At 56.5% G+C, this 19,464-nt stretch carries 20 protein-coding genes and 1 tRNA gene; 19 read left to right on the top strand and 2 right to left on the bottom strand.

Annotated features, from left to right (window positions below; translation table 11 throughout):
* Nucleotide 1: 1 nt before the first annotated feature.
* Complete coding sequence (gene bioD, locus DSOUD_RS09325) at nucleotides 2–748, bottom strand: dethiobiotin synthase (RefSeq protein WP_053550756.1); 747 nt, start codon at nucleotides 746–748, stop codon at nucleotides 2–4.
* Nucleotides 735–1,721 (bottom strand): biotin synthase BioB, encoded by a 987-nt coding sequence (gene bioB, locus DSOUD_RS09320; protein ID WP_053552350.1) that lies wholly within the window; start codon nucleotides 1,719–1,721, stop codon nucleotides 735–737. The genes bioD and bioB overlap by 14 nt, the downstream gene beginning before the upstream one ends.
* Nucleotides 1,722–1,929: 208 nt before the next feature.
* On the opposite strand from bioB, the gene DSOUD_RS09315 reads away from it, so the two are divergent.
* From DSOUD_RS09315 to DSOUD_RS09225, 19 genes are all read left to right on the top strand, one after another.
* Nucleotides 1,930–2,496, top strand: a complete 567-nt coding sequence (locus DSOUD_RS09315; RefSeq protein ID WP_053550755.1) for a helix-turn-helix domain-containing protein — start codon at nucleotides 1,930–1,932, stop codon at nucleotides 2,494–2,496.
* Nucleotides 2,497–2,530: 34 nt separating this feature from the next.
* Complete coding sequence (locus tag DSOUD_RS09310) at nucleotides 2,531–3,097, top strand: helix-turn-helix domain-containing protein (RefSeq protein WP_053550754.1); 567 nt, start codon at nucleotides 2,531–2,533, stop codon at nucleotides 3,095–3,097.
* Between the two features lie 10 nt (nucleotides 3,098–3,107).
* Nucleotides 3,108–4,367 (top strand): tetratricopeptide repeat protein, encoded by a 1,260-nt coding sequence (locus tag DSOUD_RS09305; protein ID WP_053550753.1) that lies wholly within the window; start codon nucleotides 3,108–3,110, stop codon nucleotides 4,365–4,367.
* 166 nt (nucleotides 4,368–4,533) lie between these two features.
* The gene (locus DSOUD_RS09300) at nucleotides 4,534–4,815 is read left to right on the top strand and encodes an HU family DNA-binding protein (protein ID WP_053550752.1); all 282 of its coding nucleotides are present in this window, start codon (nucleotides 4,534–4,536) and stop codon (nucleotides 4,813–4,815) included.
* 450 nt (nucleotides 4,816–5,265) lie between these two features.
* Complete coding sequence (locus tag DSOUD_RS09295; RefSeq protein ID WP_053550751.1) at nucleotides 5,266–6,696, top strand: OmpA family protein; 1,431 nt, start codon at nucleotides 5,266–5,268, stop codon at nucleotides 6,694–6,696.
* 1 nt (nucleotide 6,697) lies between these two features.
* Complete coding sequence (locus DSOUD_RS09290) at nucleotides 6,698–7,183, top strand: OmpA family protein (protein WP_053550750.1); 486 nt, start codon at nucleotides 6,698–6,700, stop codon at nucleotides 7,181–7,183.
* The gene (locus DSOUD_RS09285) at nucleotides 7,180–7,665 is read left to right on the top strand and encodes a Crp/Fnr family transcriptional regulator (protein ID WP_053550749.1); all 486 of its coding nucleotides are present in this window, start codon (nucleotides 7,180–7,182) and stop codon (nucleotides 7,663–7,665) included. Before DSOUD_RS09290 ends, DSOUD_RS09285 begins: the two co-directional genes overlap by 4 nt.
* A 31-nt stretch (nucleotides 7,666–7,696) precedes the next feature.
* Complete coding sequence (locus DSOUD_RS09280) at nucleotides 7,697–8,335, top strand: hypothetical protein (RefSeq protein ID WP_053550748.1); 639 nt, start codon at nucleotides 7,697–7,699, stop codon at nucleotides 8,333–8,335.
* Nucleotides 8,336–8,418: 83 nt separating this feature from the next.
* The gene (locus tag DSOUD_RS09275; RefSeq protein WP_053550747.1) at nucleotides 8,419–10,110 is read left to right on the top strand and encodes a Na/Pi cotransporter family protein; all 1,692 of its coding nucleotides are present in this window, start codon (nucleotides 8,419–8,421) and stop codon (nucleotides 10,108–10,110) included.
* Nucleotides 10,111–11,049 carry a Ppx/GppA phosphatase family protein gene (locus DSOUD_RS09270; protein WP_053550746.1) on the top strand — a complete coding sequence of 313 codons (939 nt, stop codon included), beginning with the start codon at nucleotides 10,111–10,113 and terminating at the stop codon, nucleotides 11,047–11,049.
* 94 nt (nucleotides 11,050–11,143) lie between these two features.
* Nucleotides 11,144–12,910: an indolepyruvate ferredoxin oxidoreductase subunit alpha gene (gene iorA / locus DSOUD_RS09265; protein ID WP_053550745.1), complete on the top strand. Its 1,767-nt coding sequence runs from the start codon at nucleotides 11,144–11,146 to the stop codon at nucleotides 12,908–12,910.
* A complete protein-coding gene (locus DSOUD_RS09260; RefSeq protein WP_053550744.1) occupies nucleotides 12,900–13,478 on the top strand; it encodes an indolepyruvate oxidoreductase subunit beta in 579 nt (192 codons plus the stop codon). The genes iorA and DSOUD_RS09260 overlap by 11 nt, the downstream gene beginning before the upstream one ends.
* 53 nt (nucleotides 13,479–13,531) lie before the next feature.
* Nucleotides 13,532–14,833, top strand: coding sequence for a phenylacetate--CoA ligase family protein (locus DSOUD_RS09255; protein ID WP_053550743.1), 1,302 nt, complete (start codon nucleotides 13,532–13,534; stop codon nucleotides 14,831–14,833).
* 32 nt (nucleotides 14,834–14,865) lie between these two features.
* On the top strand, nucleotides 14,866–15,297 hold the full coding sequence (locus DSOUD_RS09250; RefSeq protein ID WP_053550742.1) for an ACT domain-containing protein: 432 nt from the start codon (nucleotides 14,866–14,868) through the stop codon (nucleotides 15,295–15,297).
* A gap of 52 nt (nucleotides 15,298–15,349) precedes the next feature.
* The gene (locus tag DSOUD_RS09245) at nucleotides 15,350–16,693 is read left to right on the top strand and encodes a phenylacetate--CoA ligase family protein (protein WP_232426425.1); all 1,344 of its coding nucleotides are present in this window, start codon (nucleotides 15,350–15,352) and stop codon (nucleotides 16,691–16,693) included.
* A 117-nt stretch (nucleotides 16,694–16,810) separates the two neighbouring features.
* A tRNA-Pro gene (locus tag DSOUD_RS09240) sits at nucleotides 16,811–16,887 on the top strand.
* A 434-nt stretch (nucleotides 16,888–17,321) separates the two neighbouring features.
* Nucleotides 17,322–17,540, top strand: a complete 219-nt coding sequence (locus tag DSOUD_RS09235) for a hypothetical protein (RefSeq protein WP_053550740.1) — start codon at nucleotides 17,322–17,324, stop codon at nucleotides 17,538–17,540.
* A complete protein-coding gene (locus DSOUD_RS18455; RefSeq protein ID WP_198300300.1) occupies nucleotides 17,534–18,529 on the top strand; it encodes a rolling circle replication-associated protein in 996 nt (331 codons plus the stop codon). Before DSOUD_RS09235 ends, DSOUD_RS18455 begins: the two co-directional genes overlap by 7 nt.
* A gap of 472 nt (nucleotides 18,530–19,001) precedes the next feature.
* Complete coding sequence (locus tag DSOUD_RS09225) at nucleotides 19,002–19,238, top strand: hypothetical protein (protein WP_053550738.1); 237 nt, start codon at nucleotides 19,002–19,004, stop codon at nucleotides 19,236–19,238.
* Nucleotides 19,239–19,464 lie beyond the last annotated feature (226 nt).

Below are 19,464 nucleotides of genomic sequence, written 5' to 3'. Positions count from 1 at the left end.
GTCAGGCCAGCAGCTCGCCGAGCCCGAGGTTCATCAGCAGCCAGGGGAGGGTGGGGAGGGCGCCGATCTCTGTGGCAAGCGCCTCAACCCGGGCATGGTCATCTCCGGGAATATGCCCCAGGACCCCCAGCAGGTCCGCCGAAGCGAGGGAGGCCAGGGTGTGGGGGGCCGCCGCTTCGGCCTCGCCGGGTGTTTGCGGCATGCCGTTGATGATAAATCCCGCCAGGGGAATTTCCATGGCGCGGGCGGCAAAAATGGTCAGAAGTGTGTGATTGATGGTTCCGAGGCCCGGTCGACTGATCACCAGCAGGGGGAATCCGAGGTCTCTGGCCAGGTCGGCGACCAGAAGCCCTCCGCTTAACGGGGTCATCAATCCGCCGGCGCCTTCGATAATCAGGAAATCGTGCTTGTCGGAAAGGAGTGCCGCGGTCTGCTTCAGATGGGCGAAATCGATGTGGACCTTTTCGTTGCGGGCGGCCAGGGACGGTGCCAGCGGTTGCCGCAATCGATAGGGAGAGATGAGGTCCCGGGGATCATCACTTCGGGCGGCCCACTGCAGCAGCCGGGCATCTTCGCCGAGTTCCCCGGGGTCTGCGACTCCGCTTTCCACCGGTTTCATGACCCCGACATCGACTCCCCGTCCCTGGAGGTAGCGGCTCAGGGCTGCCGACACCTGGGTTTTGCCGACCCCCGTGTCTGTTCCGGTGACAAAGACGCCCCGGGGATGTTTCGGCTCAGCAGCAGGCATCGATGACAACCTCCCCGTCGCTGAACATCTGCAGGTCTGCCTGGCGATCGCGACCGGTGGTGGTCAAATAGTTGCCGATCATGGTGCCGCTGGCTCCGGCCATGAAGATCCATGACTGGAAATCGCGCAGGTTCTTCTCTCGGCCGCCGCAGACGCTGATCCGCTTTTCCGGGAGGAGGTAGCGGAAGAGGGCGATGATGCGAAGACAATCGAGAGGAGCAAGGTCGTTCATGTCCTGCAGGGGGGTGCCGGCGACGGGATTGAGAAAATTCAAAGGGACCGAGTCGACATCGAGATCGCGAACGGTAAGGGCCAATTCCACCCGTTGCTCCAGCGATTCGCCGAGACCGAAGATCCCGCCGCAGCAGACCTTCATCCCGGCCTTCCTGGCAAGCCGGACCGTTCGGACATCGTCTTCGTAGTCGTGGGTGTTGCATATGTTCGGGAAAAACGAGCGTGCCGTCTCCAGGTTGTGGTGATAGGTCGCGCAACCGGCGCCGGCCAGGGCCCGGGCGGTCGGTTCGTCGAGGATCCCCAGGGAAGCCGACGGTTCGATGCTCGTGGTGGCCCTGATCTCGGCAATCGCCTCCAGAATGGTCGCCATCTCCTCGTTGCTGGAGATCCGGGTCCCGCTGGTGACAATGCCGTAGCAATGGGACCCCTCGATCTCCGCCCGTCGGGCGCCCTCGAGCATCTCCTTTCTCGACTTCAGGGGATAAACCGGAGCGGCGGTCTGGTGATGGGAAGACTGGGCGCAAAAGGCGCAGTTTTCGGCACAGCGCCCCGATTTGGCGCTGATGATGGAGCAGAGTTCAATCCTGCTGCCAAAGAAGTTTTCGCGGATCCGATGGGCCCCGGCCAGAAAGAGGGTGAGGTCGGAACCCCGCGCCTGCAGGATGGCCAGGGCCTCCTCCGGGGTCGGCGTTTCCCCTCCGAGAACCCGGTCGGCCAGATTTGTTGCCAGTTTATTCATGATCTGCTCCGAAAAAGTTGAAGATTCGCTCACCGATTATAGGGATAACGGCCGAGTTGTCAACCTCCTTGAATAACAGGTTGACAACTCGGCCCTCTCATGAATTACCATTTGGGGTCGGAAATTCTCATATTAGGTTGACAGGTCTCCCCGGCAATGATAGAACAGCATCTCATTTTAGCAAAAATAGCAAAAAGGCAGGTAACTGATGGTTAAGAAACTGATCGGCAAAAAGCTCAAGGCCACCCGTCTTAAAAACGATATGACCATTCAGGAACTTTCCGAAAGATCAAGGGTTTCCTCAAACATGATCTCCCGCATCGAACGGGGATTGACCATTCCGTCCGTCGAAATTCTCATGAAACTGGCGGATGCTTTCGGCATGAGCATCAATTACTTTGTCGAGGAGGCGGAGAAGGGGACAACGGTCATCCACACCCGCAAGGGGATGGGGGAACCGATCTTCTTTTTTGAGGACAAGCATCAGATCACCAGCCTGACCCAGGGGATCCGCGATCCCAGTTTTGCCGTCTTTTATGACACACTGGAAGAGGGATGCGACAGCGGGGAGGGGGGGATGGTTCATACCGGAGAGGAGTTCGCATTGATCCTCAAGGGGCGAATGGAGTTTGTCATCGAGGGCGAAGGGTATCTCCTTGAAGAAGGGGACTCCCTGACCTTCAAGGCCTCGCTGAAACACAGTTGGAAGAACCTGGCCCATGGACAGACGACGGTTATGTGGGTTGTTTCCCCGGCCCCCGATTTAGCCCAATAATCCAGGACGGCTGCTTCTATCCGGAGAGTTTTTGATGAAGATAAAAAAGATCGTGGGGAAAAAGCTCAAAAGCATTCGCCTCAAGACGGACATGACCATTCAGGCGCTGGCCGAGAAATCCCATGTCTCATCCAATATGATCTCCCGCATCGAACGGGGACTGACCATACCGTCCGTGGAAATTCTCATGAAACTTGCCGGCGTTTTCGGCAAGAGCATCAATTATTTCATCGAGGAAGTCAGTACCACCCACGAAGTGGTCTTTTCCTCCCCTGGGCATCGCGACAAAACCGTATACGACGATGACCGCAACATGCGGACGGAGTCCTTCACTTCGGGATTGCGGGATCCTCAGTTCACCTCTTTTTTCTGCACTGTGCAAAAGGGGGGAACTAGCGGTGAACAAAACATGTATCATCCGGGGGACGAGTTGATCTACGTTCTGGAAGGTCAAATCCGGGTGGAAATTGCCGGCGAGGTTCACATCCTCAATAACGGCGACAGCCTTTCCTTCAAGTCGCATCTTCCCCATCGCTGGGACAACACGGGCGACGGGAATGCCAAGGTCATCTGGACCCTCTCTCCCTTCACGATAATTTGAGATCAAAGCCATGAGTTTTTTAAGTCGAATCTTCGGAAAAACCGAACCCCTGTCCACCCTTCGTCGAGCTCTGGATCAGCGGCGCCTGGCCGATGCCCTGGCTATCGGCCACTCCCTGGACCGTGCCGGTTTCGGCGAATCAGAACTTGCCGAACTCGAACTCCTGCTGACCCAGGCCGGTGACGAACTGGCAGCCGTCAATCTGTCGGAGGGAGAGGCCTGCCTGAGGGCTGGCGACGGCGAACGCGCCGCCGAGCATTTTGCCCTGGCGAGCAGTCAGGCCCGCAGCGCCGACCTCGTCTTGCGAATCCGCCAAGCGGCCCTGCAAATGGACCCAACGGCCTCCGACCTCCCCCAGGCTGTACCGGCGCATCCCTGCACCTCAGGATGTTCTTCGACGGACTGTGCACCTACTCCTTCGGAGAGGGCCGGTCTCGTCAGCGATGCCTCCGTCCGCCTTGATCTGGTTCTCTGCGGATACCCTCCGGAACTGGCGGCGCGATACCAAAGGCTCTCCGGGTCGTTTCTTGACGCCTTCCTGGCGGCCCATGAAGGGGAGGATGACAGGGCCCTGGAGTTTTTCGAACTCGTACCCGCAGGGGCCAGGGACGATCTCTTTTATTTTGAACGGGGTTCCCTTCTCGGCAGACTTGGCAGGGGCGAAGAGGCCTGTGAGGATCTGAAACGGAGTATCGAACTTAATCCCGAGTTGACCCTGGCCAGGGAGGCACTTGTCGGGGTTCTTCTGGCCGGAGAGCAGGATCTGGAGGCTGAGAAAATACTTGCCGCCATGCTCGAAGGGGGAATCGCACCGGGTTTTAGCCATGGTCGAATGATGATTGTCTGCGCCCGGCGCGGCGACCTTGAGGCGGCATTGCAGCACGGCTTGAGCAGTGTGAACCATGGCTGCGAAGGGGATACGATTCTCGCCGTTGCTTCTCTTCTGGAGAAGAAAGGGCGTATTGCCGAGGTCGAAGCGCTTCTGGAGACGCTCCCCGCCGGAGGGTGTTCGGGGATCAATGTCCACCTGGCGGAGTTCTCCCTGCGTCATGGGATGAACATCGACAAGGCCCTGGAGTCCTTCAAGGGGGCTCTTCGCCAGGAACCTGGAAACCCTCGGTGGGCGCTACGCATTGCCCAGGCTTATCTGGCCAAGGGTTGGAAGAAGGAAGGGCTTTCTCTGTTGACAAAAACCCTCGCCGACCCCACCCTCGATGCAATTCTCAAGGAGGAAGGGTCCCGACTCCTCGACCGCCACCGAATTGCCTAACTTTCGTAAGTAGCCGAAAACTCATTGCCCCTCTATTGACACCTCGCTCACCCCAAGTATATTAGTCCTAGTGCCGAGTCGTTAATGGCACACTTTGCGGCCCCGTTGTCGGATGCCTGGCGAAGTCCGGAGATTTCGAGCGAGTTGAAACTTCCCTGGAGGACACATGAACAAATCGGAACTAGTAGAGGCCCTGGCCAACGAAAAGAACCTGACATTCAAAAAATCCGAGGAAATCGTCAATATTATCTTCGATTCCCTGAGCAGTGAACTGATCCGGGGCGGGCGCATCGAAATTCGTGGATTTGGCAGTTTTGTCGTCAAAGATTACAAGGCCTATATGGGCCGCAATCCGAAAACCGGGGAAGTCATTCAGGTCAATCCGAAAAAACTCCCCTTTTTCAAAGTCGGCAAGGAGTTGCGCGAGCGGGTCGACGCGAAAAATTAATTTCGTATTTTCCCTACCTTCCCTTGGCCATCCCCACCTTTCGGTTTTATTTGACGAACCGAAGGTGGTCCTTGTGCTTATTGCCCCCTTCCGAAATCTCGATCCTTCCGAGCTTCACTCGCCAGCCCTCTCTCGCTAATTTGGCACGTTAATTGATTGCAATAGGAAGAAAAGGCTCGGAGTCGCACCTGTCGCCCCGCATAACAGAGCTGCGCCCCGATATCCTGCCCGGATTTTCCCCGAATCTTCTCCAATGGACGCTGCCCAGGCAGTCAAATAACAGAGTTGGTTCGGTTCTTTTTGTTCAGCCGGGATCAATACCCCCTCGCTGATTGAACAAGTTCGTTGATTTTCCATGTCTTAGATGCTAATAGTCCCACCAAATCGGTCGATTTCCGCTTTTACTGCCACGCCGGGAAAATATCTTCCCTACCGGCAGGAAGGACGTTCATGAAACAGAGTCTGTCATTCATTTTGGCCTGGGGGCTTGTCCTGACCTGCGCCGGTGGTGTTTCCGCCGTTCCCACTCCCTATGGCGACACCGGCCTCTTCACCCAGCCAACAGCCGAAACGCTCAATGCCGGAAATATTTGTCTTGGAATATGGACGGATCATGCCGCAGTCGATTCGGGCGACAGTACGACCCTCCCTGTATCATTGACCCTTGGCCTCGGCAGTTTTCTTGAGGCTTACGGTTCCTATCCAAACCTTCTTTTTAACGGCGATGAGGATCAGGGCAACCGCGGTTTTGCCAATATCGGCATGAAATTGCGCCTTATTGGCAGACGTTCTGCCCCCTTCAAGCTCGCCATTGACGGGCAGGCCCGCAAAATCGTATCCGACGATCCTTCCGCCGACGGGCTCAACAGCCTTTCGACCCGACTGATCGCCAGCCTCAAGCCAGGGCGATTCGGCATTCACCTGAACGGCGGTGCTGTGTTCAATGAGCAGCCTTCCGCGAGTCTGACCCAGTTTGAAGACCAGTATGTTTTCGGAGGGGGGATAGAGTTTTCACCCACAGCGCGCCTCAGATTGGTCATTGAAGGGGAAGCGCTGACAGAAAAAGTCAAGGGCGCCCCTGACGCCCGGGAGGCTCTCGCCGGATTGCAGTATTTTATTTCCCCCCACCTGACCCTCAATGTCGGTGGTGGGATGGGGTTCAGCGACGGCAGTCCCGACTGGCGTGTCCTGGTCGGTTTTTCGACCTGTCAGGGAATCGGTACCTATCAGAAACCGATTCCGAAAATTGTCGAGGCCGTCGACTTGGCTGCCGAAGATGAAGCCAAGGAACCGGTCAGGGTGGTCAAGGTGAAAACCCTGACACCCCTCATCGCCAAGCAATCGCCCTTGATCCCGGTATCCATGAGCAAACTTGAGGTTCCCGTCGATCTCCCGGTTGCCGAGGTGATCCTCACACCGGAGGAAAGACTCGTCATTCCTGACAACGATTTGCATCAACCTGCCGCGATCGCCGGCCCCGGGCCGGGAACCGCAGAGGAACCGATCCGTACCGTTGTTTACCGCAAATTCCGTCTTTCCGAGCTGACCTACGGCTACGATCAGTGGAGTCTTTCCGAAGAGGGGAAACGGGCCATCTCCGAAGTGGCCGAACAGTTGCGCAACGAAAACAAGTGGTTTGTCATCAGGATCGATGGACACACCGACAGCATCGCCTCCGAATCCTACAACGAGAAACTCTCCCTGAAACGGGCCATTTCCCTCGGAACCTACCTGGTGGTTCACAACGGATTCGATCCCTCAAGGGTTTTTGTCAAGGGGTTTGGAGAACGCGAACCCATGTCCAGCAATGCCACCCCGGAGGGGCGCATTGCCAATCGCCGGGTAGAAGTTCTCATCCTCCTGCCCAAAGAGGAGCCTTAACGTGAAGCTTGTCGCTATCTTTTTTGTGGTATTCTCTCTGACAACCGCCTCAGGACTCCAGGCGGAGTCCGTTTCGGGCCAGGCAGAGAATTTTCTTGCCAGCCGCGATGTTGTCGGGGTGGTTTATTTTGATATCGGCTCCGCAGCCTTGAAAGAATCCGCCAGGAGTGCCATCGACAAGCTGGTTCCGCAATTGCGCCAGGTCGATCTTTACAAATTCCTGGTGCGCCTGGAGGGTTTTGCCAGTCCGGACGGGGAGATGGAAACCAATGTTGAAATTTCCATGATGCGGGCCAAGGCTGTAGCCGATTACCTGCAGGAGCGCTATCAAATGGGATTGGACTACTACCTCATCGGGTTCGGGGCCGGGGACGTTCCCGGGGGAAATCAGCCCGTTGAGAAGCTCCGGAGAGTTGAGCTCGCTCTCTACGAAAACCCCTGGGAAACAGAGACACTCCCCCTTAAAATGGACCAGGACTACCGATGACCAACGCATCCAAGGTCAATTTCGAATCCTTGACCGGCTCTTCCTTGTTTCGGGATATGGAGCCAGGCGAAATTGCCGTATTGTCGGCCATCTTCAAGGAAAGAAAGATGGCCGAAGGAACAACGGTCTTTCTGGAGAACATGTCCGGGGAATCTCTTTTTCTCGTCAAGCAGGGGACGGTGCAGATCTCCAAAATGATTGCCGAAGGGGAGGAAAAAACCCTGGTGATCCTCGGACCGGAAGATGTCTTCGGCGAGATGGCTGTCCTCGATAGTGCTCCCCGCTCGGCGACGGCCCGAGTCGCCGAAGATGCCCAGTTGCTGGGGATCAAAAAGGCTGATTTCGATGCCCTTTGCGAAAGCCATCCGAAACTCGCTCTCAAGCTCATGCGTAACATCATCCGGATCTTCAGTCAGAGAATCCGGGAAAACAGCGACGAATACCGCAAGATGATTCTCTGGGCTTCCGAAAAGAAGACCTGAATGATTGCCAACCGGCATAAGGAGGGATCCAATGGTTAAACTGCTCGCGGTTGTTTGTGCATCCATCGTATTGGGCGGGTGCGGCATTGCCATCATTCCCCAGGCTACCGGTACAGCAAAAATAAATTCAGCGGACAATTCCCTCACCGAAACCCGGGACGGCATTTCCGTTACCGCCCGGGTGGAGGATCTGGAAGTTGCTCCTTATCGTACGGCAGACAACATTACTTCCTTTAACTTCGTCATTGAAAATCGCAGCAGCCGGGAAATCACCCTTCCCCTCTCGTCGTTTGTCCTTGTCGACGACAAGGGGAACCAATACCGCCCGATGACGGTTGCCGAAGTCGGTACGGCCGTCGCCAGGGACTCGGAATATCTTATTCCTTACCCGTATGTTGGCTTCTACTACCTTGAGGATCGCGAAAAATTCAGCGCCTTCAACACTTTCAACAGCTCCCTCCCCTATTATGCGGAAAACCATCCCGCAGAAACCCTCACCCGGGCCCTTCCCGCCGGCCCTGTCCTTCCCCATGGGCGGATTTCTGGCCTTCTTTATTTTCCTGTGGATCTCAGCCAGAAAAGGAGTTTTCAGCTAAGGATATATCGTCCGGAAACTCCTTCTTCCGGCGCAGCGGATTTTACCTTCCCCTTTTCCGTTGAAAAAAAGTGATCCATCCTCTATAGTCCACCCGCATTAATCCTTGTGTGATGGGTCAATTACACCGAGACGTTTCGGTGGTGCAGGAGTGCAACATGCTGACAATTCTGTTGAATCAGAAGCTCATCTTCGGGCTGATGGGCGGTCTGGGACTTTTTCTCTTCGGCATGAAGATCATGTCCGAGGGGTTGCAGAAGGTCGCCGGCGACCGGATGCGCAAGATTCTTGCGGCTCTGACCAACAACCGCATTATCGGCACCCTGGTCGGCCTGGCGGTCACGGCGATCATCCAGTCGTCCAGCGCAACGACAGTCATGGTGGTCGGCTTTGTCAATGCCGGCCTGATGTCCCTGGTGCAGTCGATCGGTGTCGTTCTCGGGGCCAACATCGGAACGACCGTCACGGCGCAACTGATCGCTTTCAAAATCACCAAATACGCCTTGCCGGCCATCGGTATCGGCGCTGCGTTCAAGCTTTTTGCCCGCAATCGCAACTGGGTGTATCTCGGGGAAATTCTTCTCGGTTTCGGCATCCTTTTTTTCGGCCTCTCGACCATGAAAGAGGCCTTCGATCCGGTGAAGGGGAGTGAGGAATTTCGTCAGTTCTTCACCCTGGTCGGCGACAACCACCTTCTCGGCGTCCTTATCGGGGCCGTCATGACGGTGATTGTTCAAAGCAGCAGCGCCACCATCGGAATTACCCTGGCGCTGGCCAGTTCCGGCCTGGTGAGTTTCGAGGCCAGTGTGGCCCTGATTCTCGGGGAAAACATCGGCACCACGATCACGGCCAATCTTGCCGCCATCGGGACCAACGTCGCCGCGCGGCGGACGGCCCTGGCCCACTTCCTCTTCAATTTTATCGGCGTCGCCTACATGCTGATACTGTTGCCTTACTTTCTCAAGGTGGTGACGTCCATCACCCCGGGAAATCCCGACTTCGTGATTCAAACCCAGCAGCAGATGGCGACCTATGGCGCCGCGCTGGGAGACAAACCGTTCATTGCCCGGCATATCGCCAATACCCACTCGCTGTTCAACATCATCAACACCCTCGTCTTTCTCCCCTTTGTCGGAATTTTGGCCAAGTTGGCCACGATGCTGATCCCCGGTCGTGAAACGGAAATGGAATTTCACCTCAAGTTCATCGACAACCGGGTCCTCAACACTCCGCCTATTGCTTTGGGGCAGGCCCGTGCCGAAACCAAGCGCATGGCGCAGATCTCTCTGGAAATGCTTGAGGAGACCTCGCTTTTTCTGCGGGATCTGGATGACAAGAGGATATCTCTTCTGGAGAAGAAAGAGGAGATGGTCGACATGCTTCAGAAAGAGATCACCGACTTTCTGGTGGCCCTTTCGCAAAAATCGATCACCCAGGAAACCTCGCGGGACATCGCTTCGATGATGCATATGGTCAACGACCTCGAACGGGTCGGGGACCACTGTGAGAATCTTTGGCGACTCGGCCTGCGCCGGAAAAACCAGAAGGTGATCTTTTCCGAGATAGCCAACGTCGAAATAGAGGAATTGTCCGCAAAGACAAGGGAATTCCTCAGCTTCATTCTCAGCGCCATGGACCGCCGTGACACCTCCGTCGGCCCGAAAGCGGAGGTCCTGGAAGAGGCGATCGACCAGTTGGAGGGAGCCTTGAAGGACAATCATATCTCCCGCCTGAACACCGGAGAGTGTGCGGTTCTCCCCGGGCTCATCTATATCGACATGCTCCACAATTTCGAGAAGATCGGAGACCATACCTACAACGTCTCCAAGGCCCTCGTCGGGCTCAAGTAAATGCAGGCGGCCATCGACGTCGGCTCGAACACCGTCAGGCTTTTGCTCGGTCACCTGGAAAACGGCCGGGTCGTTCCCCATCGATACCATCGGGCCATCACGCGACTGGGAGGTGGGGCAACGGCAGAAAAGGGTCTCGCTCCGGCAGCTGTCGAGCGGACCCTTTTTGCATTGGAGGCGATGGCGGCCATTGTTTCGGAGACCGGTGTCTCCCGGTGCCGGGCAGTGGGGACCGAGGCGTTGCGCAGGGCAGTCAATGGAGGGGCCTTCGCCGAACTGGTCCGTTCCCGAACCGGCATCTTCCTGGAAATCATCGACGGGGAAGAGGAAGCACGGCTCAGCGCTCTCGGTGTTCTCGCCGACCTCGATCCCCGCCCGGAGAGTTGCCTGATTTTCGATCTCGGCGGGGGGAGTACGGAATTTATTCTCTGGCAGGACGGGAAGGTCCTCTTTCAAAAGAGCTATCCTCTCGGCATCGTCTCCCTCTGTGAACAATGGCCGGATGAGGCCGGACAAAAGGAGCACATCCAGGAGATACTCCGTCGGCTTCGAAGCGATCTCCGGGACGCCGGGGAGGAGGAAACGGTCCTTTCCGAGGGGTGTCGTATCGTCGGAACCGCAGGCACCGTCACCACCCTGGCGGCTCTCCTTCTTGAGATGACCGAATATGATCGAGGGCGGATCAATAATCTGCATCTCCCCCGAAAGGATCTTTTGCCTTTGCTGGATCACCTTTCAGAGTTGTCCCCGCAGCAGCGGGAAGATCTGCCGGGAATGGAGAAGGGGAGGGGGGACCTGATCGTCCCCGGCCTTCTGTCGGTCCTGGCGATCCTCGACACTTTTCACCGCAACGAACTCGTCGCCATCGATTCCGGGCTTCTGGAGGGAGTTCTGCTCTCCGCCGCCGGAGAGCAGGGCGAAGCGATTGACATCCCCTGAACGATTCCTCTATATTCAAGGCCTTCAAACTATTGTGTCTCAACGACGGCCGCGGACCAATCCGGCTCAAATTGCAGTAAAAGAAAGGTAGCAAATGGACAAAGCCATCCTCTCCGGAAACGAGGCCATTGCCCGCGGGGCTTTCGAGGCGGGAGTCAAGGTCGCCTCGGCCTATCCCGGGACACCGAGCACCGAAATCCTTGAAAACATCGTAAAGTACCCTGTCATCAACGCCTCCTGGGCGCCCAACGAAAAGGTGGCGCTGGAGGTTGGTATCGGCGCCTGTTTCGGCGGGGCCCGGGCACTGGTGACCATGAAGCATGTGGGTGTCAACGTTGCTGCCGACCCCCTTTTTACCCTTTCTTACACCGGTGTTCGCGGCGGACTTGTGCTGGTAACCGCAGACGATCCGGAACTCCATTCCTCGCAGAACGAACAGGATAACCGCAACTACGCCAAATTCGCCAAAATTCCCATGTTCGAGCCGTCCGACAGCCAGGAAGCTCTCGACTTTACCCGCCTGGCATTCGAGGTCAGCGAAACCTTTGACACCCCCGTTTTCCTGCGGACGACGACGCGAATTTCCCACTCCAAGTCAATTGTCGTTCTGGGCTCCCCGGTCCAGAGCCTTCCCGAACCCTCCCTGGAGCGAAATCCTCCCAAGTTCGTCATGCTTCCGGGGAATGCCCGACTGCGGCACAAAGTGGTTGAGGAGCGGCTGCTCCTCATGGAGGAATGGGCCTGCGACCAGGGATTCAACCGCATCGAAGAGGGGACAGGAGACGTGGGGGTCATCACCTCCGGAGTGTCCTATCAATATGCCAGGGAAATTCTTCCGGACGCCAGCATACTCAAGCTCGGGATGGTTTATCCCCTCCCTAAGCGCCTGATCCGCGAGTTCGCAGCCCGCTTCAAGACGCTGTATGTGATCGAAGAACTCGATCCTTTTATTGAAGAGCAGGTCCGCGCCATGGGGATCGCCGTCAAGGGGAAAGAATTGTTCTCCATCTGTGGCGAACTGACTCCAGGCCGAGTGAAGATGGGGCTCTCGGGAGAGGGGATATCCCAGTCTTTCACCCATCAGGAGACTCTCCCCAATCGTCCCCCCAACATGTGTCCCGGTTGTCCGCACCGCGGTGTCTTTCTTGCTCTGAACCGCCTGAAGGCCTTTGTTTCCGGGGATATCGGCTGTTACACCCTCGGCTTCATGCCGCCGCTGTCGGCCATGGATACCTGCGTCTGCATGGGGGCCAGCATCGGGAACGCTACGGGGATCAGCAAGGTCCTCAGCCCCGAGGACCAGAAAAAAGTCGTTGCGGTCATCGGCGACTCCACCTTTTTGCATACGGGGATCAACGGTCTGATCGACATGGTTTACAACAAGTCGACGGCCACGGTCATCATCCTCGACAACCGCATCACCGGCATGACCGGACGTCAGGAAAACCCCGGTTCGGGTTTTACCCTAATGGGGGAAGAGGCCTACGAGATCGACCTGGAAAAACTCGTGCAGGCCACCGGTGTCAAACATGTCCAGGTTATCGACCCCTACGAGCTGGACAAGACCCGCGACACGATCCGCGAGGAGATGAACCGTCCCGAAGTTTCGGTCATCATTACCCGCCGCCCGTGCATGCTGATCAAACGCGATGTGATCGAGCGCAAGTCCCCCCTGTACGTCGATGCCGACAAATGCACCGCCTGTAAAGCCTGCCTCAAGCTCGGCTGTCCGGCCATCGAATGGAATCCCCAGGCCGGACCGAAGGGACAGGCCCAGGTCAATCGTCTCCTCTGCGTCGGCTGCGGGGTCTGTGAACAGGTATGCAAATTCGGAGCATTTGGAGTCTGTCATGGCGAATAAAGTCACCAACATTCTACTGGTCGGAGTCGGCGGACAGGGCACCCTGCTGGCCAGCGAAATACTTTCCGAAGTGCTGATGCTCTCGGGGAGTGACGTGAAGAAGGCCGAGGTTCACGGCATGGCCCAGCGGGGCGGCAGCGTTGTTTCCCATGTCCGCTACGGAGCAAAGGTTTATTCGGCCATCATCCCCGAAGGGGAGGCCGATATCCTCTTCGGCTTCGAACTCCTCGAGACCTACCGCTACCTTCCGCTCCTTCGCAAGGGCGGGAAGGTGGTCGTCAACGACCTCAAGGTCCTTCCCCCTTCCGTCGCCCTGGGCCAGGAAACCTACCCCGCCGACATCCCGAAAAAGATCGCCGCGAGTTTTCCCGATACCAGGTTGGTCAACGGACTCGATCTGGCACTCAAATCCGGGAATGCCCGTACCGTCAATACCGTCCTCCTCGGTGCCCTGGCCAATACCATGGATATCGATGATAAGCTTTGGCACGAGGCGATCAGCAGGATGGTTCCGCCGCGGTTTGTTGCCGAGAATATCAAGGCCTTCGATCTCGGCCGAAATTCCTGAAATAACCCGTCGCGGGGTGCAGCCAGGCCCTTTTCCCCTCGCTGGAGAACGCCATGTTATGGAATGCCGAATTTGAAACGCTCCCCCGGGAGGCCATTGCCGCGCTGCAGCTCAAACGGTTGCAGCAGACCCTGCAGCGCGTCTATGCAACCGTTCCTTTTTATCAGGAAAACTTTCGCCGGGCCAAAATCACCCCCGACGACATTAAATCCCTCGACGACCTGCGCCGCCTCCCCTTCACCCTGAAGCAGGACATGCGGGACAACTATCCCTACGGACTGTTCGCCGTCCCTCTCGAGGACATCGTCCGCATCCATGCCTCCTCGGGGACGACGGGTAAACCGACAGTCGTCGGCTATACCCGTCGTGACATCGAGATGTGGGCCGAACTGATGGCCCGTTCCTTCGTCGCTGCCGGAGCTCACAGGGGAGACGTCATCCACAATGCTTACGGCTATGGCCTCTTTACCGGGGGGCTCGGCGCTCATTACGGCGCCGAGAAGCTCGGCGCTTCGGTCATTCCCATGTCGGGGGGAAACACCAAAAAACAGATCATGATCATGCAGGATTTCGGGTCCACGGTGCTGACCTGTACTCCCTCCTACAGTCTCTATCTGGCCGAGGCCGCCGCGGAAGAGGGGGTCGATTTTCGCGATCTCAAGCTGCGGGTCGGCATCTTCGGCGCCGAGCCCTGGACCGAGTCGATTCGTCGGGAGATTGAGGCCAAGCTCAACATCAAGGCAATCGACATCTACGGTCTTTCAGAAATTCTCGGCCCCGGCGTCGGCATCGAGTGTATCGAAGCCCAGCACGGTCTGCATATCTGGGAAGATCATTTCATCCCCGAAATCATCAATCCCGATACCGGTGAGATCCTCCCTCACGGAGAGCAGGGTGAACTGGTGATCACCACCATCACCAAGGAGGGGATCCCCATGATCCGATACCGGACCAGGGACATCACCCGCCTGATCACCGAACCCTGCGTCTGTGGCCGCACCCACATCCGCCTCGCACGGATGAGCGGCCGCACCGACGACATGCTCATCATCCGCGGAGTCAACATCTTCCCCTCGCAGATCGAGAGCGTGCTCGTCAACATCGAGGGCGTCGAGCCCCACTATCAGCTCCTCGTCGACCGCGAGGAGAACCTCGATACACTGGAAATCCAGGTCGAGGTCAATGAAAAAACCTTCTCCGATGAAATCAAGGTACTGCAGGACCTCACCCAGCGGATCCGCAAAGAAATCAAGGATCTGCTGGGGATCAGCTGCAAGGTGCGATTGGTGGAGCCCAAGACCATTGCCCGCAGCGAAGGGAAGGCCCAGCGGGTCATCGACCGACGGGGTAAGTAAATTCTACAAATTCATTGCTCGACGGAGGGACCATGAAAGTCGAACAGATTTCCATTTTTATCGAGAACAAGAGCGGCCGACTCGCCGACGTAACCCATGCGCTCGGCTCAGCCGGAATCAACATCAGGGCACTCTCCCTGGCGGACACCTCTGATTTCGGCATTCTTCGCCTGATTGTCGATAAGACCGACGAAGCCAAGACCGCTCTCAAAGATCAGGGCTTTACCGTCAACAAGACCGAAGTTGTCGCCGTCGAGGTTCCCGATCGTCCCATGGGCCTTTACGGAATTCTCCAGGTCCTCGACCGTGGCAAGGTCAATGTCGAATATATGTATGCCTTCGTTGAACGCTGCGGGGAAAATGCCGTCATCATCTTCCGTTTTGACAACCCCGAAGAGGCCATCAAGGTGCTCACGGCCAACGGCATCAATGTCCTGCAAGGGGAACGGGTTTACTCCATGTAGGGAAGTGTATTTCGTGTCTAAAACGCAAAGCTATACAAAAACGGTGCCTTAGATGACGGATACTAGAAACAACATGAAGATTGATCGTCACGCCGATCGTATTTGGGATCCGGTCAACGAGTGCATGGCAAGAGAGGAGCTCGAAGCTCTTCAGTTGGCCCGGCTGCGGGAAACCATCGACCGGGTATCCCATAGCGTGCCGTGTTATCGGAATAAATTTGCAAAGATCGGGCTCGGCAGCAAGGATCTGCAAACCCTGGAGGACCTGAGCCTTTTCCCCTTTACGACCAAGGAGGATCTGCGCCTCAATTACCCCTACGGAATGTTTGCCGTGCCGCTGCGGCAGGTGGTACGGATTCATTCCTCCTCGGGGACCACGGGGAAGCCGACGGTGGTCGGCTACACCCGTAACGACCTTCAGACCTGGACGGAGCTGGCAGCTCGTTTCATGACGGCCGCAGGCGTCACCGAAGACGACATCGTTCATGTCGCCTTCGGTTATGGACTCTTTACCGGTGCCTTCGGCCTTCATTACGGAGCCGAGCGCATCGGGGCTTCAGTCATCCCCATGTCGAGCGGCAACACCGACAAGCAGATCATGATCATGCAGGATTATCGCTCCACCGCCCTGGTCTGTACGCCCTCCTACGCCCTGACCATCGCCGACCGGATGGAGCGCCTCGGCGTCAATCCAGCGGAGCTGGCTCTGCGGGTCGGCCTGTTCGGCGCCGAACCGTGGAGCGAGGAGATGCGCCGCGAAATCCAAAACCGCCTCGGTCTCGTGGCGACGGATAACTTCGGCCTGTCCGAGGTCATGGGTCCGGGGATTGCCGGTGAGTGCTCCTTTCAGTGCGGTATGCACCTCTTCGAGGACCACTTCATTCCGGAAATCATCGATCCGGACACCGGAGAAGTCCTCCCTCCCGGTTCCGTCGGCGAACTGGTTCTGACGAGCCTGACAAAAGAGGCTTTTCCGATGGTGCGTTATCGCACCAGGGATATTACCTGTCTCGATTATTCCCCCTGCCTCTGCGGCCGCACCCATGTGCGCATGTGCAAAACCTCGGGGCGTTCCGACGATATGCTGATCATCAAGGGTGTCAATGTGTTTCCGACCCAGATCGAAGAAGTCCTCTTTCAGGTGGAAGGGTGCGAACCCCACTATCAACTGGTCGTCGACAGGGTAGGGGGGATGGATACCCTGGAGGTCCAGGTCGAGGTCAACGAACGGATTTTCTTCGACGAGATGAAGAAGCAGCGGGCCTTTGTCGATCACCTGGAAAAGAGGCTGGCGTCATCTCTGGGCGTCGGTGCGCGAGTCAAACTGGTTGAACCGTCATCCATGCCGCGATATGAAGGAAAGGCAAAGCGGGTCATTGATCGCCGCCAAGGATAAGTAATTATAACTTCTTGATATTTAAACAATTTTTAAAAACAAGGTCGACCAAATTTTCCCCTAATTTACCCTTGACATTCACTCGCGGATACACGATAATCCGGCTTCGTTGATTGACGGGGCGTAGCGCAGCCTGGTAGCGCACGTGCATGGGGTGCACGGGGTCGGAGGTTCAAATCCTCTCGCCCCGACCAACGAAAAAAAAGAGCCACGACGAAAGTCGTGGCTCTTTTTTTGTTTTCTTCCCTAGCAACCCATGACCCGAGATTGTCACGGGCAGAACTTGCAAGACACAAAAACCTTTTCTCCGAGAAATAAACCTCGGCTCCAGAATTGCCCTCCAGGAGGTTTTCTCGGTCAGGGTGAGGGGTAGGTCTGGCTAGGTTTTTCCGACTCAGGTCAATCTGAAAGAGATCTCTGCGAATTGAGCCCAATCCTGGCCGTGGCCAGGGTTCTTGGTGAGATTTGATTTTTTGTTCCTTGCGGGTCTCATGAGAAGGGCACTCGGCCATCACCCAAACCCGGGAAGATTTGGCCTTAACGGAGGACCTGAGAAACCCATACTTTACGTCGGATAAGATATATTATGTAAACTAGGATTTAATCCGTTATCCGTGGGCGGTCAGCCATGACCACTCCCGGTGAACGTGTCGCGGCTGAGGTCCGGGCCCGACTGGAAAAACTCCATTTCTACGTCGACAGCTTAACCAATGTCGAACGGTCAAAACTGGCCGCTCGATACCTTCGCAAGATCCCCTCCCAGTATCGCCTTGAACTTCTCCAGCGTTCCACCATTGCGCAGCTGGCCTTCTGTGAAGTCTTCTCCAGGGAGACTTACGGATGGTAACTTCCTCTCCTCCGCTGAGTTGTGCGACAGATCGCCCCGGGGGGTTGCATCCCCTCGGGCGTACTGAAGCACAACGGGCCGTCGCCGGTATCGGCGTCGGAGGTGCTCCGTTAGGAGCAACGTCCCATGGGCAATCCCCGCTTGTTACTACTTCCATATCTCAACAGAATCGCCTTGAACTCTTCCCCGTTTCCCTTCGTGTAAAGCGTCCAGGTCAAGGAAATCCGGACCAGACTCCCCCTGACCGCTCCGGCTCCTGGATCGGTTCCTTCTCCGCAGGATCTCGCCGCCGGCTCCGCTTCCGGGCCGTCAACGCCTTTCCCGCTCTCGTCTCACAGTTCGGCCTGACCTATCACGATCAATGGCCCGTCGATGGTCGTACATCAAAGGCACATCTCAACGCCTGGCTGACTGCTGTACGGCGGATCATTCCCGGCGTCGGCTATCTCTGGCTGCTGGAGTTCCAGAAGCGAAACGCCCCCCACTACCACGTTTTCCTGACCGTTCCCCCCGATGAAGAAACCCGGCTCAAGCTGGCTGAGGCATGGTGCCGGATTACCTCCCCGGGAGACGCTAAAGCCCTCCGCTTCCATCAGGATCAGCGCAATTGGATCACCTGGGACATGGGGACGGGCTCCTATCTCTGCAAGTACCTGGACAAAGAAGCACAGAAGGCCATACCCGACGGCTACCACGGCTTCGGCCGCTTCTGGGGCAACTCTCGCGGCTTGGAACCTGAGCCGGTGGAGATCCCCCTCGATGATCTGGACGGGGCCGCCAATGTTGACCAGGACACCGGCGAAATCTACGGCGGTCAATCTACTGTTATTCGTTGGCTTGGGAGACTCGCAGAGAAGCAAACAGGCGGGTATTCACGATTCAGGAAAAGAGCGCCCCACGGTTCCTACACTATTTTGCAGGGTGCGGCGGCTTACAAGCAAATTGAGCGGTATTTCTGTAATACTAAAAAAGGAGGGAATCATGGTTGATTACAACGAAAAAATTTACAAGTGCTCCAACTGTATCCACTTCAGAGAGAAAACAGCTTTCGACTTAGGGATGGTATGCCCTGTTCATGGATCTGTGCTTCGTCAAGTCGGCACTCTCCGTGATTTGTACCGTCTCGAACCATACGACGAACGGTAGACGATCCACGGGGAGCAAGAGCCGAAGGCGATTAGCTGGCAGGAATAAGCCAAGGTCGAGCGCAAGATTTTAGCGCTCGTCGACCTTGGCTTGTTCCGTTCTGCCTGCGTCTCCCGGTGGAGTGTCGGCCAATTCACCCGATCAGGACGCCCAGGGCATGAAGACCCCTTTTTCCGTATTACGGTAACTCCCCGGCCCTCCTTGGTAGTATTACGAAATCGCGTCACCCCCCCCTCTCCTACTTCGAATAATCTTGACAGGTGCTGCATAGGTGCTGCATATTGACATCCATCCTACACAACACAAGGGGCCAACATGGCAAAGCAAGGTAAAAAGCGAGTTTCCATCACCGTCAACGCTGAACAGTTCGACAGGGTAAGCGAGCTTCTCAGAGAACGTGATTTTCCCGTCGGGTATCTTTCCTTTTACCTGAACAGGTGTCTTACCGACTTGGATGATTACTTAGGCTGCGAACCTCACGAGGACATGACGGCCCTCGAGGAATTGAAACTCGATCTCATGCTCAAGGAAAATGATCCAGACAGAAAGTAGCCTTTTCTCTAATTAGAGATGCCGGAATTACAGTTCCGCCCTCATTAGAAAAGCCCCCCTGAGTTACAGCTCAGGGAGGCTCAAAAAGACGAAGCCCAGAGTTACAGCTCCGGGCTTCGGTTAAACAAATCCGCCCGTAACCTCTCACAGAAACAGGGGATTTCTCTTGTGATTTTATGTAATACGACCATCTTTGTCAACCCCCCTGGTTGCCTCCCCTCCCCTT

This window comes from Desulfuromonas soudanensis (genome assembly GCF_001278055.1).
In the GTDB taxonomy this organism is placed as follows: domain Bacteria; phylum Desulfobacterota; class Desulfuromonadia; order Desulfuromonadales; family WTL; genus Deferrimonas; species Deferrimonas soudanensis.
Note: the sequence above shows the minus strand (reverse complement) of the source record. Positions and strands in the feature narration are given on the sequence as shown.

What these genes read in the sequence shown, in the direction of transcription:
- bioD (WP_053550756.1), bottom strand. Translation starts at nt 748, where the DNA reads ATGCCTGCTGCTGAGCCGAAACATCCCCGGGGCGTCTTTGTCACCGGA.
- bioB (WP_053552350.1), bottom strand. Translation starts at nt 1,721, where the DNA reads ATGAATAAACTGGCAACAAATCTGGCCGACCGGGTTCTCGGAGGGGAA.
- DSOUD_RS09250 (WP_053550742.1), top strand. Translation starts at nt 14,866, where the DNA reads ATGAAAGTCGAACAGATTTCCATTTTTATCGAGAACAAGAGCGGCCGA.
- DSOUD_RS09280 (WP_053550748.1), top strand. Translation starts at nt 7,697, where the DNA reads ATGGTTAAACTGCTCGCGGTTGTTTGTGCATCCATCGTATTGGGCGGG.
- DSOUD_RS09275 (WP_053550747.1), top strand. Translation starts at nt 8,419, where the DNA reads ATGCTGACAATTCTGTTGAATCAGAAGCTCATCTTCGGGCTGATGGGC.
- DSOUD_RS09310 (WP_053550754.1), top strand. Translation starts at nt 2,531, where the DNA reads ATGAAGATAAAAAAGATCGTGGGGAAAAAGCTCAAAAGCATTCGCCTC.
- DSOUD_RS09235 (WP_053550740.1), top strand. Translation starts at nt 17,322, where the DNA reads ATGACCACTCCCGGTGAACGTGTCGCGGCTGAGGTCCGGGCCCGACTG.
- DSOUD_RS09300 (WP_053550752.1), top strand. Translation starts at nt 4,534, where the DNA reads ATGAACAAATCGGAACTAGTAGAGGCCCTGGCCAACGAAAAGAACCTG.
- DSOUD_RS18455 (WP_198300300.1), top strand. Translation starts at nt 17,534, where the DNA reads ATGGTAACTTCCTCTCCTCCGCTGAGTTGTGCGACAGATCGCCCCGGG.
- DSOUD_RS09305 (WP_053550753.1), top strand. Translation starts at nt 3,108, where the DNA reads ATGAGTTTTTTAAGTCGAATCTTCGGAAAAACCGAACCCCTGTCCACC.
- DSOUD_RS09225 (WP_053550738.1), top strand. Translation starts at nt 19,002, where the DNA reads ATGGCAAAGCAAGGTAAAAAGCGAGTTTCCATCACCGTCAACGCTGAA.
- DSOUD_RS09285 (WP_053550749.1), top strand. Translation starts at nt 7,180, where the DNA reads ATGACCAACGCATCCAAGGTCAATTTCGAATCCTTGACCGGCTCTTCC.
- DSOUD_RS09270 (WP_053550746.1), top strand. Translation starts at nt 10,111, where the DNA reads ATGCAGGCGGCCATCGACGTCGGCTCGAACACCGTCAGGCTTTTGCTC.
- DSOUD_RS09295 (WP_053550751.1), top strand. Translation starts at nt 5,266, where the DNA reads ATGAAACAGAGTCTGTCATTCATTTTGGCCTGGGGGCTTGTCCTGACC.
- iorA (WP_053550745.1), top strand. Translation starts at nt 11,144, where the DNA reads ATGGACAAAGCCATCCTCTCCGGAAACGAGGCCATTGCCCGCGGGGCT.
- DSOUD_RS09245 (WP_232426425.1), top strand. Translation starts at nt 15,350, where the DNA reads ATGACGGATACTAGAAACAACATGAAGATTGATCGTCACGCCGATCGT.
- DSOUD_RS09260 (WP_053550744.1), top strand. Translation starts at nt 12,900, where the DNA reads ATGGCGAATAAAGTCACCAACATTCTACTGGTCGGAGTCGGCGGACAG.
- DSOUD_RS09315 (WP_053550755.1), top strand. Translation starts at nt 1,930, where the DNA reads ATGGTTAAGAAACTGATCGGCAAAAAGCTCAAGGCCACCCGTCTTAAA.
- DSOUD_RS09255 (WP_053550743.1), top strand. Translation starts at nt 13,532, where the DNA reads ATGTTATGGAATGCCGAATTTGAAACGCTCCCCCGGGAGGCCATTGCC.